General features: G+C 39.6%; 10 protein-coding genes. 6 read left to right on the top strand and 4 right to left on the bottom strand.

The features are described from left to right. The first annotated feature begins 148 nt into the window (after window positions 1-148). The 5 genes from ABIB40_RS04780 (at window position 149) to ABIB40_RS04760 (ending at window position 6,593) form a co-directional block, all read left to right on the top strand. On the top strand, window positions 149-541 hold the full coding sequence (locus ABIB40_RS04780; RefSeq protein ID WP_354357032.1) for a M14 family zinc carboxypeptidase: 393 nt from the start codon (window positions 149-151) through the stop codon (window positions 539-541). Window positions 542-598: 57 nt separating this feature from the next. Then, window positions 599-955 (top strand): hypothetical protein, encoded by a 357-nt coding sequence (locus ABIB40_RS04775; RefSeq protein ID WP_354356529.1) that lies wholly within the window; start codon window positions 599-601, stop codon window positions 953-955. Beyond that, a complete protein-coding gene (locus ABIB40_RS04770; RefSeq protein WP_354356527.1) occupies window positions 949-1,452 on the top strand; it encodes a hypothetical protein in 504 nt (167 codons plus the stop codon). Before ABIB40_RS04775 ends, ABIB40_RS04770 begins: the two co-directional genes overlap by 7 nt. Before the next feature lie 422 nt (window positions 1,453-1,874). After that, window positions 1,875-5,105 carry a SusC/RagA family TonB-linked outer membrane protein gene (locus tag ABIB40_RS04765; RefSeq protein ID WP_354356525.1) on the top strand — a complete coding sequence of 1,077 codons (3,231 nt, stop codon included), beginning with the start codon at window positions 1,875-1,877 and terminating at the stop codon, window positions 5,103-5,105. 12 nt (window positions 5,106-5,117) lie between these two features. Continuing rightward, window positions 5,118-6,593, top strand: coding sequence for a SusD/RagB family nutrient-binding outer membrane lipoprotein (locus ABIB40_RS04760; RefSeq protein ID WP_354356523.1), 1,476 nt, complete (start codon window positions 5,118-5,120; stop codon window positions 6,591-6,593). Between the two features lie 717 nt (window positions 6,594-7,310). Here ABIB40_RS04760 and ABIB40_RS04755 read toward each other — a convergent pair. Beyond that, window positions 7,311-7,718: a DoxX family protein gene (locus tag ABIB40_RS04755; protein WP_354356521.1), complete on the bottom strand. Its 408-nt coding sequence runs from the start codon at window positions 7,716-7,718 to the stop codon at window positions 7,311-7,313. A 1-nt stretch (window position 7,719) separates the two neighbouring features. After that, window positions 7,720-8,622 (bottom strand): S66 peptidase family protein, encoded by a 903-nt coding sequence (locus tag ABIB40_RS04750; RefSeq protein ID WP_354356519.1) that lies wholly within the window; start codon window positions 8,620-8,622, stop codon window positions 7,720-7,722. Between the two features lie 38 nt (window positions 8,623-8,660). Here ABIB40_RS04750 and metG point away from each other — a divergent pair, with 38 nt between their 5' ends. Further along, window positions 8,661-10,769 carry a methionine--tRNA ligase gene (gene metG / locus ABIB40_RS04745; protein ID WP_354356517.1) on the top strand — a complete coding sequence of 703 codons (2,109 nt, stop codon included), beginning with the start codon at window positions 8,661-8,663 and terminating at the stop codon, window positions 10,767-10,769. A 305-nt stretch (window positions 10,770-11,074) separates the two neighbouring features. On the opposite strand, the gene ABIB40_RS04740 is transcribed toward metG, so the two are convergent. Both ABIB40_RS04740 and ABIB40_RS04735 read right to left on the bottom strand, forming a co-directional pair. Next, window positions 11,075-11,260, bottom strand: a complete 186-nt coding sequence (locus ABIB40_RS04740; protein ID WP_354356515.1) for a hypothetical protein — start codon at window positions 11,258-11,260, stop codon at window positions 11,075-11,077. Between the two features lie 446 nt (window positions 11,261-11,706). After that, window positions 11,707-13,755 (bottom strand): M13 family metallopeptidase, encoded by a 2,049-nt coding sequence (locus tag ABIB40_RS04735; RefSeq protein ID WP_354356513.1) that lies wholly within the window; start codon window positions 13,753-13,755, stop codon window positions 11,707-11,709. Window positions 13,756-13,779 lie beyond the last annotated feature (24 nt).

The raw sequence follows: 13,779 nt of genomic DNA, 5'->3' as shown, positions 1-13,779 counted from the left end.
GAGAATAAATCACAAATTTACTACTTTAGGTAAAATTTTCAGTTTATGAAACCTCTGAAAGCTTTCTGCTTCTGGCTTGTCGTTCTCAACGTTCTCAACGCTCTTACCGCCCTCAGCCTTTCTGTAAGTGCCCAAGTATTAGCGCCAGCTGAGTTTCTGGGTTATACGCTGGGAAGTCATTTTACGCCGTATTATAAAAGTAATTGCGTATTTTAAGCAGATTGCCGCGGCTTCGCCAATAAAAGTTAAGCTGATAAACTATGGAGAAACCAACGAAGGCAGACCATTATTAATAGCCATTATTTCTTCTGAAGAGAACATTACGCGTTTAGAAGAGATTAGAAATAAGAACTTAAAGCTTGCAGATGCCAATGGGGCAAATGTAGATTTAAATTTGCAGCCTGCAGTTGTTTGGTTAAGCTATAACGTGCATGGCAATGAGGCAAGTTCTACAGAAACGGCCATGAAAACGCTATATGCACTTTGCAGCGGCGCCAATGTAGACGCAAACGGTTGGCTAAAAATACGGTGGTGGTTATAGATCCCTGTTTAAATCCTGACGGGAGAGATCGATACGTCAATTTTTTTAACAGCGTCGTTGGCGAAACTCCAGATGCAAACCCGATGGCACGAGAACACGCCGAATCCAGACGCGCCTTTTACCGCCGACAAAAATGACTATCCGGCTGGAAACCTGTTGGTGATGCGTGCTGAGAATGAGCGCTTAAATAAAAACTTGGCAGAAATTATTTTAAAAATCGCAGATGGTCAGCATGAGTATTTTAAAAACATTAGCGCTGGTTTTGTTGAAAAAGGAAAGGACTTTGGTTCTGATGGGTATCCTCTATTGGTTTCGCCAAAGATTGCCATCGTTTTTGGTGATGAGGTATCTTATCTGGCTTTTGGGGAGGTTCGGTTTTACCAAGAGCATGAGTTAAACTTGCAGCCATGGTGATTGCAGCTCGGAACATTAACTCGTTAAACATCGAGCAAGTGAATACGCTCATTCTACCCAGCGGCAATTACAAAGAAACTATAAAAGATGGTTTAACAGATTGGGTTAAAAGAGGTGGGAGGTTAGTTCTAATCGAATCGGCCATAAGGGGCGTGGTTGGCAAAAAGGGATTCGACATCAAAAAAGTAGATTCTACCGCGAATATAAATCAGGAAGAAAATTACGGAGCATTTGCCAGTAGAAACAGGTCTAATTTTGACAACGCTATTCCAGGCGCCATTTATAAAATTAGCCTAGACGATACGCATCCATTCTCCTATGGGATTGGAAAGGCATATTATGGGCTCAAAACAGACGACTTCATCTACAAGCCATTTGCCGAAGGTTGGAATGTTGGGCTGATAAACCCAACGAGCTTTATGGCGGGTGTTGTAGGTAAGGCGGTAAGGAAAAGCTTAAATTCTGGACTTTTTATTGGCAGCCAAGACTTAGATTGAGGCCAAATTGTATACCTCGGTACTAATCCCTTGTTTAGAAATTTCTGGGAAGTTGGGAAAACGCTTTTTAACAATGTTATTTTTTGCAGTTATTAGAAAAATAAATCGTTTTCTTCAAAGCCGACTTTTTGTTATCAAGCCCCGATAAATTTGTATAGTTTTTACAAGCGTCTGCCTTTTAAGCGGTTTCCCCCTAAAACCTAGGTTTTTCAGTTCAAAATACGCCGGGTTTGCGCTCTAAAACTTAATGAAACCGTAACTTATTACTTACATATAAGTAACATAACAAGTGTCTCTTTGCTATTTTGTTAAAAAAAAAGCTTGATTTCCTAAAATTTAACATTTTTTAATTTATCTGTTAAAAAATGTTAAATAATAGGTTTATATTGCGAGCAAATATTATCAACTAACTTATTTATTTTATGAAAAGACTTTTACAAAGTTTGTTCGTTTTGTTGTTCGTTGCAGGCTCTGCGATGGCTCAAGATAGAACAGTAACAGGAAAGGTTGTCTCTAATGAAGATAATCTCCCAATCCCAGGGGTAAGTGTGAGGGTGCTAAATACTAAAATTGGCGCTGTAACCAATGCAAACGGAATGTACTCTATTCAGGTGCCCGCTTCAGAAAATTCTTTAACATTTTCATTTATTGGTTATGTGCCTCAAACACTTGAGGTTGCAGGTAAAGCCAGTTTAAATGTATCCCTTCTTTCTGATGCCAAGCAGCTTACGGAGGTTGTAGTCACTGCTTTGGGAGTTACGAGAGAGAAAAGATCCTTGGGTTATTCTGCTCCTAGTATTAAAAGTGATGAATTAAAAGAAGGGGAGAGCCCAAGTGTTCTTAACTCTTTGGCTGGCAAGGTTGCAGGGGTAAATATAACAGGAACCTCAAATACTCCGGGAAGTTCATCAAGGATTGTACTTCGTGGCGGTTCTTCTATTTCAGGTTCTAATCAAGCTCTCATTGTAATTGACGGTATTCCTATAGATAACTCTAGTGTTATTGGAGGCGTATCCTCTTTGGCAAGTGTTGATTTCGGTAATAGGGGGAATGACGTTGATCCAAATGATGTAGCATCGGTTACGGTATTGAAAGGCCCTGCGGCCGCGGCACTTTACGGATCTAGAGCTTCTAATGGTGCTTTGATTATTACCACTAAAACCGGGTCTCAAGGCAAGAGTAAAACAGAAATTACATTCAACTCTGCAAATACTTTTTCGTCTATCTTAAAACTGCCTGATTTTCAAAATGAATATGGGCAGGGATATAATAACGCATCAAAAAATAATCCGCCAGATTATTTTAATGATCCTCAAGAAAATTGGAGCTGGGGATTTCCTTTTACAGGAAAACCACAAGAATGGGGTCAGAAAATTGACGGTGTTCGCTTAACAAAGCCTTACTCTGCCGTTAAGAATAACATTAGAGATTTTTTTGAGACCGGTTTTGCTTCAAACAACAACTTGAGCATTTCTGGTGGTGGAGAAAAAACTAGTTTTTACCTAGCATTAAATTCTTTAAATTCTGATGGAATTTATCCTACTGCTAAGGATACCTATAATAAATATGGTGTTCGTTTTAATGGTACTGCAAAGTTGAGTAACAAATTTGACGCCGGAGTGTCTTTTAATTACTCTAAAATAAATAGCAATCAAGTTGGCGGTGGACAGGGAAATTTTTCCGTTTACGATAACGTGTTGCAAACACCTAGAGACATACCATTGACTCAATTGAGTGATCTTAACAACAAATTTTACGGATATGGCTTCGTCGATGCAAATGGTGTAAAAAGAGATGATTTGTATGGATACTACGGTGCTTATACCCAAAACCCTTACTGGGTATTAAAAAATTACGATAACTTCGATAATGTCGATAGGGTAACGGGCAACTTTAACGTTGGCTATAAACCCTTAGAATGGTTAAACATAACAGAACGCCTTGGAGTGGATAGTTATACTGACCGAAGAAGGATATTGGCTCCGAAGTATTCATATCTCGCAGCTGACGAGGCGGGAAATTATACCAATAATCCAGTAACAAGCAACGGTTCTTACGAAATTGATCAATACAACGTAAATGAAATTGTGCATGATTTAATAATCACAGCGACACATAAATTTAATGAAGATTTTCAGGGATCTTTATTAGTAGGAAACAATATTAGACAAAGATTTACGAATAGTAACTTGACTGGTACAAATTCTAGTGGCGGCTTGGTTGTTCCGGATTATTATAATTTGGCAAATAGTAATGGACCTGTAGATGTAATAAGTGACTTTTTAAGTAAAAGGAGGTTAATCGGAATCTATGCAGATCTTAGTTTAAGTTATAAGAGCATATTATTTTTAGATGCAACTGCTAGAAATGATTGGTCTTCAACATTGCCGGTAGCGAATAACTCTTTCTTTTATCCAAGTGTGAGTGGCTCTTTTGTTTTTAGCGAATTGCTTAAAAATTCTTCTGCATCCAATGTTATTAATTATGGAAAGATAAGGGCAAGCTTTGCCCAAGTAGGTAGTGATACAGACCCATACCGCTTATTATCATCTTATACAAAAGGTACAATTGATGCAAATTTTGGCAGTACAGTTTTTCCTTTTGGTAACGTGGCGGCGTTAATGGCAGGCTCCACAATTGGCAACGCAAACCTCAAACCCGAGCAAACGAGCTCTTTTGAAGTAGGAACAGAGCTTGGATTATTTAAAGACCGAGTGTCTGTAGACTTCACTTATTACAGAAATAACTCGAAAAACCAAATTTTAAGTATCCCCATTCCTAACTCTACGGGATATGGGTTTAGCGTAATAAATGCTGGAGAAGTTCAGAATAGAGGCGTTGAATTGAGTTTAAAGGGAACACCTGTTAAAACAAGCTATGGCTTAACTTGGGATGTATACGGTACATTTACTAAAAACAATAACAAAGTTGTTTCCCTGTTGGATGGCGTAGATCAAATTTCACTTGGTGGGTTCTCTGGTATGGGTGTTGTAGCTGCAAAAGGGAGACCTTATGGCGAGTTTTATGGCGTAGCGAATGCTAAGGATGGTCAGGGAAGAACCATTGTTAGCAAAACATCTGGTCTTCCTGTAGCTTCTAGTAAAGCTGAATATTTGGGCAGTTACAATCCAGATTATCAAGCATCATTAGGTACCACTGTCAAATTTAAAAATTGGAGTTTGAATGCCTTATTTGACACGAAGCAAGGTGGGGTGTTTTATTCACGGACAAAAGATATCACAGCTTTTAACGGAACTTCTGCAGAGACAGGCGGAGAACGTATAGCTGTATTCCCTAATTCAGTCTATTTAGATGCGGATGGCAATAGCGTGGTAAATACAGATATAACTTACAATAAACAAGACTATTATCCAAATCTTTATCCAGGCGAAAATATTGTAGATGCTTCCTACATAAAACTTCGCAACCTTGGCATCACTTATGATTTTTCTAAATCCTTACTATCAAAAACTCCATTCGGCGCAGCATCCCTCGGGCTTTTCGGAAACAACCTGTTTTTATGGACTCCAAAGTCAAATAAATATGCTGATCCGGAAGTTAATTCCGCAGGTGCTGGAAACGTTCAAGGTTTTGACTATACAGCACAACCATCCGTACGTAACTACGGCTTCAACTTAAAAGTTTCATTTTAATATTAAATCATCATGAAAACAAAATATATGTTAAATCCTTCAAAATTACTGCCGTTGATACTTATCGTGGTAGTTTCTTTTGCAGGATGCAAGAAATTTTTAGATGTAAATCAAAATCCAAATAATCCAGATAAAGCTGCGCCAACGCTACTCTTGCCCACTGTTGAAGCTGCAGTAGGTCAGATTGTTGGCAACTCTTTTCAGATTTATGGCAATATATGGGGACAATATTGGACGCAAAGCCCATCGTCTTCCCAATATAAGACTATCGATCAATACCAAGTTACAAATACAAATTTTGATAGGCCTTGGCTTATCCTTTACCGTAACGCTTTAATTAACGCAGATTTGATTATTAAAGACCCGGGAGCCAACCTACAATACATACAAGGTATGGCTTACGTTCTAAAAGCTTATGCATTTCAATTAACGACAGATGCTTTTGGTGACGTACCTTTATCGGAGGCATTAAAGGGAAATGAGTTTGGCAGCCCGAAATATGATGCTCAGGAATTGGTGTATGATAGTATCTTTAATTATATCGACAAGGGTAGTGCCTTATTAAATACAGCCAATGCATCATCTCCCGGAGCGCAGGACATAATCTTTAAGGGAGATATTTCTAAATGGAAAGCTTTTGCAAATACTTTGAAATTAAGAGCTTATTTAAGGTTGTCGAAAGTTAATCCGGCAAAAGCACAAGCTGGTATTGCTGCTTTATATGCATCGAATGCTGTATTCTTAACTGAAGATGCTGCTATTAAATATACTAGTGTTGGTGGCAATGAAAACCCGCTTTATAACGAGATCGTCGGGCTGGGCAAAACCCAGAATATTGTAGCGAGCGCTACTATAGTAAAAGCATTTAAAGCAAACAATGACCCAAGGTTGTTTAAGTTTTATGATCTTCTTAAAGGTGCAGATACCATAGCTTATATCCCTCAGGGAAGTTATAGTAAAAACTCAACAAAAAAAGTTTCACCTCCTTCGCCTTTAGTGGGTGGGAATGCGAATAATATTGCGTCGGCAACAGCGCCCGTAAAATTGATTTCTGCTTCTGAAAGCTATTTTTTACAGGCGGAGGCGGTTGCCCGGGGTTGGGCTCCTACTGGCAGCTTACCGACTTTATTTGCCCAAGGAATTACGGCAAGTTTTACAGCGGCTGGACTTACAGAAGCTCAAGCTGTTACGTATACGGCGACAGCTGGTGATGCCGCTACTGCATTAACAGCAGCTGCTACCGTTGAGAATAAAGTTAAAGTCATTATCACTCAAAAATACTATGCAATGTGCGGTTTTCAAGGTTTTGAAGCTTGGAGTGAGTGGCGTAGAACAGGATATCCCACTTTTTTCGTAACCTCCGTTGCATCTACGTTGGCGCCCGGTAAAATGCCGCTTAGATTGTTATATCCCAACAGTGAGATTCAATCAAACTCGAATTTTCCAGGTTCGATAGTTGTTGATGTTCCTGTTTGGTGGGATAAATAGTTATATTATTATCTGGACAAAGAATAAAAGGATGAAGAGATTAGCATACTTACTCTCTTCATCCTTTTTTGCGATAGTGTATTAATACTAATTGTTACCCTAAAAGTGTGAGACTTGGTTTGCAGTTAATGTTATTCCGCAAGGATTGTGCGCGGATGCTATCCGTTTAAAGTCTCGAAGCAAGGAGGTCAGTACTAATTTATAACATTAGAATTTCCATTTAATTATTCCTAACCCGATTTAATTATTAAATAAATCATAAAGTATTCATTACGTTGGGGCTTTGTTTGTCGGTTTTAAGCGGATTTTATACTCAAAACAAAACGAGACTAAATAAGTCAAATCCATTTACAATTGAGGTAAAGCGAACCAAACAAAATTAAATAGAACAAGCAGTTCGCATTGGAGTAAGATAACCGTTCCTGCGGGAGATAAGCTGTTTGCGCTTCCAATTCCTCGAAAGGAAATTGATACAAATCCTAAAATAGTTCGAAATCCATTTTAGGATTTGATTTCTAGTAGATTAGGAAAGGGCAACGGTTTTACCATTGCCCTTTCCTAATTTTGGCTAGAATTCATAATCTTTGTCAACTAGATTTGGATAAACAGATCGTGTTAAGGTCAATCAGAGGGAGATTGCGCTCAAACTCAGTACAGAACGTTTGATGTGTTCCCCACCTCTAATCCTTGCTTTTTTATCTTTGCGCTAAGTTGGCCCTACTTCTTATCCACACTATACTTTCCAGGCCCAATAAGTAGCAAGCTAAAGAATACAATGGCCATTTCTATTGGTTGAGAGGCCTGTGTAATGCCACCGCCTTGGCTTAACTTCATGGCTGAAGCCACCAGCATGGTCATTAAAATGAGCAAACATGCTGGACGGAAAAACAGCCCGACGAGGATTAAGAACCCGCCAAATGTTTCTGCAAACGCAGCCATAAAGCCCCAAAAAGTGGGTATAAAGTGTACACCGACCGCATGCATTGCGCCCCCAACTTTTTCCCAGCTAGCAGGGCCGCCCGCCATTTTTGGGAAACCATGGGTAATAAACATAATGCCCAGCCCTATGCGTAAAAGCAGCAATCCAGTATTGCGGTATTTTCCTAAATTTTCTAAAATAGCCATGTTATACGTATTTAAATTTTACAATGTTCGGTTCAATTTCTAATGTTACCGTTTCGCCAAGTACCATAGCTATGTTATTGTCTATGTGCCCAGTTGGGAAATTGAAGCAAACAGGATAGTCGTATTTTTTAACTACTTCCCATAGCACTTCTTCAGCACTTTGGCCAAACGGAATTTTTTCGGGCTGAATCTCATTAAAAGCGCCAAAAATAAGTGCACTTAAATTTTTAAGTTTCCCTGCCCTGTCCATCATTCTCATCATTCTGTCAATGGCGTATTCATGTTCACCAACATCCTCCAAAAATAATATTTTTCCATTAAAGTCCATCTCAGAAACAGAACCTTGTAAGGCACATAAAATCGAAAGGTTTCCACCAATAAGTAAACCTTCGGTTTTTCCTGTTCTATTTTTAACGGTGCTTTTGTATTCGAAACTCGATTTACTGCCAAACAAAACTTGTCTAATTGATTCTAACGAGCCTTTAGTAGCTTTTTCGAAGGTATAAGGCATTTGGGCGTGCAAGCATTTCATATTTAGTTTTGCTATGCTATGAGAGAGCAGCACGGTAATGTCGCTGAAGCCAATCAGCCATTTCGGACTTTTCTCAAACGCATCAAAATTCAGTTCATCTATAATGCGGAGCGTTCCGTAACCGCCGCGGGCGGCCATAATGGCTTTAATATCGGAGGCGTCTAAAAAACGTTGTAAATCCGAAGCCCGAAGGGAATCGGTACCCGCAAATTGATGATGGCTTGCGCCGATGGTTTCTCCCAGCACCACTTCTAAACCCCAACTTTCTAACTCGGCAATAGCAACATGTATAGCTGCAGGAAGTTTCTTCGCGGGGCAAACAATGGCAATCTTGTCTCCTTTTTTTAAATATTCGGGCTGTCTTATCATCATTCAAAAACTCTTATCTTTGCCAAATTAATAAAAACGTTTTGGATAATAGCAAAGTAAAAAGATATACCGTTACCGCAGCCCTTCCCTATACTAACGGGCCAGTACACATTGGGCATTTGGCCGGAGTTTATATTCCTGCAGATATTTATGTGAGGTATTTGCGAAGCAATAAGAGGGATGTAAAGTTTGTATGCGGAAGCGACGAAAATGGGGTTCCTATTACACTGAAAGCTAAAAGGGAAGGCATCACTCCGCAAGAAGTGGTAGATAAGTACCATAAAATAATTGGAGATTCTTTTAAAGAATTTGGTATTTCCTTTAACATTTACCACCGCACTTCGTCTGTAACGCATCATCAAACAGCTGCTGGTTTTTTTACAACGTTATATAAAAAGGGTGTTTTTACGGAAGTGGCAACGGAGCAATACTACGACGAGAATGCAAAGACCTTTTTGGCAGATAGATACATTGTGGGCACATGCCCCAACTGTGGTTTCGAAAATGCCTACGGCGATCAGTGCGAAAATTGCGGGTCTACTTTAAATCCAACAGATCTTATCAACCCAAGGTCTACGCTTTCTGGCGATAAGCCGGTGTTAAAGGAAACTACCAATTGGTTTTTACCTTTAGAAAAATACGAGGACCGCTTGCGCACTTATATAGAAAGCCACAAAGAGTGGCGGCCAAATGTGTATGGCCAATGCCAAAGTTGGTTAAATGCTGGCTTACAGGCAAGAGCTATGACCCGCGACTTAGATTGGGGGATTAGAGTGCCGATAAGAGGTGCAGCAGGAAAAGTTTTATACGTTTGGTTTGATGCGCCTATTGGATACATTTCTGCAACCAAAGAACTTTCTAACTATGGCAAACTAGGTGTTTGGAACCCACGTGCAGAAGAGTATTACATTAGCGATTCGGAGAATGGAGCATTCGAATGGGAAGACTATTGGAAAGACGAGGGAACGAAGTTGGTACACTTTATCGGAAAAGACAATATTGTTTTCCATTGCATTATCTTTCCGGCAATGTTAATGGCCCATGGCGATTATATTCTGGCCGACAATGTGCCTGCAAATGAATTTCTAAACTTAGAAGGCCAGAAAATATCTACCTCGAAGAACTGGGCGGTTTGGCTGAATGAGTATTTGCGTGAGTTTGAAGGCAAACAAGATGTGCTCCGTTATGTGTTAACGGCTACTGCGCCCGAAACTAAAGACAACGATTTTACTTGGAAAGATTTCCAGGCAAGGAATAACAATGAGCTGGTTGCCATTTTCGGCAATTTTGTAAATCGGGTTATGGTGCTTACGCATAAATATTTTAATGGAATAGTTCCGACTTGTATGGCTCTTGAACCCGTAGATCACGCAGTTATTGACGAACTCGCTACTTACCCGGCTAAAATTGCGAGCTCAATAGAACAGTACCGTTTTAGAGAGGCGCTGATGGAAGTAATGAATGTGGCTCGTTTAGGAAATAAATATTTGGCAGAAACAGAACCTTGGAAGTTGATTAAGACGGATGAGGATCGCGTGCGAACCATATTAAATATTTCTTGCCAAATTTGTGCCAATTTACAAATTTTAATAGAACCATTTTTGCCGTTTACAGCCGATAAGCTGATGAAAATGCTTAAGAATGCTGGTCACGATTGGGAAGATGCAGGTGGTGTAAATTTAATAAAAAGAGGGCATTCCCTTGGCCAACCCGCGCTTCTTTTTGAAAAGGTTGAGGATGCTGAAATTGAATTCCAAATCACTAAATTGAACAATAGTAAATTGGAAAATGCCGCAGCAAATGCCGAGGTAATTCCTGCAAAGGAGGACATCCAATTTGAGGATTTTTCTAAAATGGACATCCGCATTGCCACGATTGTTGCCGCAGAAAAAGTAGAGAAGACAAAGAAGTTGCTAAAACTGACGGTAAACACCGCTTTAGATGAGCGAACCGTAGTATCAGGGATTGCGGAACATTACAAACCAGATGAAATTATTGGAAAACAGGTTTGCATCGTTGTTAATTTAGCCCCCAGGGAGATTAAAGGGATAGCTTCGCAAGGAATGATTTTGATGGCGGAAGATTCAACTGGGAAGTTGGTTTTCGTTTCTCCAAGTAATCAATTTGCTGACGGCAGCGTGGTGCGGTAGGCTTTTGGTTTAGTCGGGAAGTCGGTTATTTCGGTAAGTTGTTTAGTTGGGAAGTTGTAATGTTTAGAGAAGTGATTCGTTTTAGGTCGAAACCCAGCCAGTTGCCAATATATAAGCTCGCACAGACACGATTGATTTCTAGCAACCAGAATTTAACAGCTTTATTTGGTATATACGTAGTTTTGAACGAAGGTTTAGCGGTGGATTTCAATTCACCGCTAAATACGAAGCAATGTCAAAAGAACAGCAGCAATCGGATTTTAGAAACGAGATGAATACGCCTAACTAAACTAAAACCTGTTCCTCTAGGCCTCGTCTTTGGTATTTCTAATCAATCCTATTCCAGAAACGAAAAATATCAACCCTATTACGCCTGCAACCACCAAGCCCCGAGTATCATTGCTATGTTGCATAAAACCATAACCAGCATAAATTAGCCCCACTATTCCTAAGATGGTTAAAATGGTCCCGAAAATTCTTTTTACGTTCATAATTTATTTGATATAATACCTTTGACAATTTTAATGCCATTTTTGTTTTGCTCAGTTTGCATTTTTAGTGATAGAGGATCTCAAATCTCAGTTTTCTACTCCCAATCTTTATTCCTTGCTCCTTATTGTTCTAATCTCTCTTTGAATTCAGGATTGATTTACTTCCAGCGGCTGTCATGCTGAACTCGTTTCAGCATCTGTTAATGCTTCTGAAGCTGATTTCCGAGAGCGGCCTAACAATTTACGTGACTCGCCAAGCGCTTCTCATTAAGTCTGATGGCTAGTTTTAACCTCTGGCGTCCGACTTCTCAATTACCCGTTTCGACTACTTGTCCCGACCGTTCGGGAGGCTCAACGTTACAACCTGCGCGAGAGAAATCACACTTCATCAAACCTCAGGTTTCCGCGGAGTCATTACTCCTTTCTCATTGTTCCTTAATCTTACCCTACCAAACTCCCAATCTATTTTTAGGAGCAATGTACATTTTAGCAGTATTTGGGATATTAAATGCTTTATAAAATGCATCAATATTATAAACGGGTCCATTTACCCTAAACATTTCTGGACTGTGAGGATCTGTTTTTAAACGAACACGCATGGTCTCCTCTCGGGTTTTTATCCTCCAAACTTGGGCAAAGCTTAAAAAGAAGCGTTGATCCGGTGTTAAGCCATTTATTTTGTCTCCACTTTTCCCTTCCTCTGTAAGTTTAAACGCATCGTAAGCAATTTGTAGGCCTCCAATGTCTGCTAAATTTTCGCCCAAGGTTAATCTACCGTTTACATGTTGGTTGTCTAGCAGCGAAAATTTACTGTAAAAATCTGCAACCTTATCTGTTTTGGCCTTAAACTTATCAGCATCGGCTTTAGTCCACCAGTCTTTTAGGTTGCCGGCAACATCATATTGCCGTCCCTGATCATCGAAACCGTGAGTCATTTCGTGTCCAATTACCATACCAATGGCGCCATAGTTTATCGCGTCGTCTGCATTGAAATCGAAAAATGGAAATTGCAAAATTCCTGCAGGAAATACAATCTCGTTAAAAGAAGGATTATAATAAGCATTTACTGTGGGGGGCGTCATGTCCCATTCGGTTTTGTCTACCGGTTTACCTAACTTATTTATCATCACATTAAAAGCGTGAGTTTTTGCCGTTTGGATATTTTTATAATAGGTGTCTGGAGAAGTCGACACATCATCAAAGTTTTTCCATTTATCTGGAAAGCCAATTTTTTTAACGAATGCATTCAGTTTTTCAATCGCTTTTTCTTTGGTTTCTGGGCTCATCCAGTCCACCTTTTTAATTCTGTCTTCGTAGACTTTTTGTAAATTATCAACCAGGCTAAGCATTCTTTTTTTAGCCTCTGGTTTAAAATATTGTTCAGTATATAATTGTCCTAATAAATCTCCCAAGTTTGAGTCTGTGCTATTTACAGTAAACTTCCAGCGTTCGGTGGGTGCCTTTTGGCCATTTAACGTTTTGCCAAAAAATTCAAAACGAGCATCTCTAAAGGCTTTGGTTAGAGATGAAGCTGCTGCGTTTAGCGCATCGAATTTTAGTTTTAACTTCCAGTTAGCAATTGGTTCTGCTTTGACTAGTGCGCTTAGGGTCTTGTAATAATTTGGTTGTCTAACCAAAATGCTGTCTGGATTTATATCTAATTGCTTAAAAAGCGAAGTCCAATTGATGTTGGGGGTTTGTTTCTGAAAATCGGAAACTAAAAACTTATGATAATTCTTTTCTGGATCTCTAAGTTCTACCGGTGTGGAGTGAGACTTGGCTATCTTCGTTTCTAAAGCTAAAATTTTTGACGCATCTGTCTTTGCATGTAGAGAGTCTCCTGAAAGGGTAAAAACCTTCTGTATATAGGCTAGGTAAGCTGCTCTGATGGTCTTTGCTTTTTGGTCTTTATCTAAATAATAGCTACGATCCGGCAAGGTAATGCCCGCTTGCGAAAAATTGGCAATGTTCTGGGTGCTCATTTTATCATCGGGATCTACCGAAAAGCCAAGTAGATTGTCATAACGTCCGCGGCTGCCGTCAGCTATCAAGTTCATTAATCCCCTAACATCGGTTGCAGAATCTATTCTGTTTAATAGTGGCTCCAAAGGCGAAATACCCAGTTTCTCTATGGTCGTGGTGTCCATCCCACTGTGATAAAAATCGCCAACCTTTTGCTCAATACTTCCTTCTGGAGAATGACTTCTGTACGCGTCTACCAAAATCTTATTCAGATTTTTAGTGTTTTCTTCGTGTAAAACATAAAATGAGCCCCACCCTGTTTGAGTGTTAGGTATCTCCGTGTTTTTTACCCAATTTCCGTTAGCATATAAGAAAAAATTATCGCCCGGAGCCACAGTGGTATCCATTCCAGTTTTATCAAAGAAGACGGTACGTAGGGAAACACTACCGACCTGTGGTGCATCGCTCTTTTTGCTTTGGCAGGCAAAAATAAATAATGTTGATGCGAGTAGAACGTTTTTAATAATTTTCATGGGATGGGTTAAGCAAATGCTAAG

The organism is Pedobacter sp. UYP30 (genome assembly GCF_040547165.1).
Classification (GTDB): domain Bacteria; phylum Bacteroidota; class Bacteroidia; order Sphingobacteriales; family Sphingobacteriaceae; genus Pedobacter.
Note: the sequence above shows the minus strand (reverse complement) of the source record. Positions and strands in the feature narration are given on the sequence as shown.

Bases quoted from the DNA above. Each gene is read 5' to 3' on its own strand.
- ABIB40_RS04770 (WP_354356527.1), top strand. From the start codon at position 949: ATGGTGATTGCAGCTCGGAACATTAACTCGTTAAACATCGAGCAAGTG.
- ABIB40_RS04765 (WP_354356525.1), top strand. From the start codon at position 1,875: ATGAAAAGACTTTTACAAAGTTTGTTCGTTTTGTTGTTCGTTGCAGGC.
- ABIB40_RS04760 (WP_354356523.1), top strand. From the start codon at position 5,118: ATGAAAACAAAATATATGTTAAATCCTTCAAAATTACTGCCGTTGATA.
- ABIB40_RS04755 (WP_354356521.1), bottom strand. From the start codon at position 7,718: ATGGCTATTTTAGAAAATTTAGGAAAATACCGCAATACTGGATTGCTG.
- ABIB40_RS04750 (WP_354356519.1), bottom strand. From the start codon at position 8,622: ATGATGATAAGACAGCCCGAATATTTAAAAAAAGGAGACAAGATTGCC.
- ABIB40_RS04740 (WP_354356515.1), bottom strand. From the start codon at position 11,260: ATGAACGTAAAAAGAATTTTCGGGACCATTTTAACCATCTTAGGAATA.
- ABIB40_RS04735 (WP_354356513.1), bottom strand. From the start codon at position 13,755: ATGAAAATTATTAAAAACGTTCTACTCGCATCAACATTATTTATTTTT.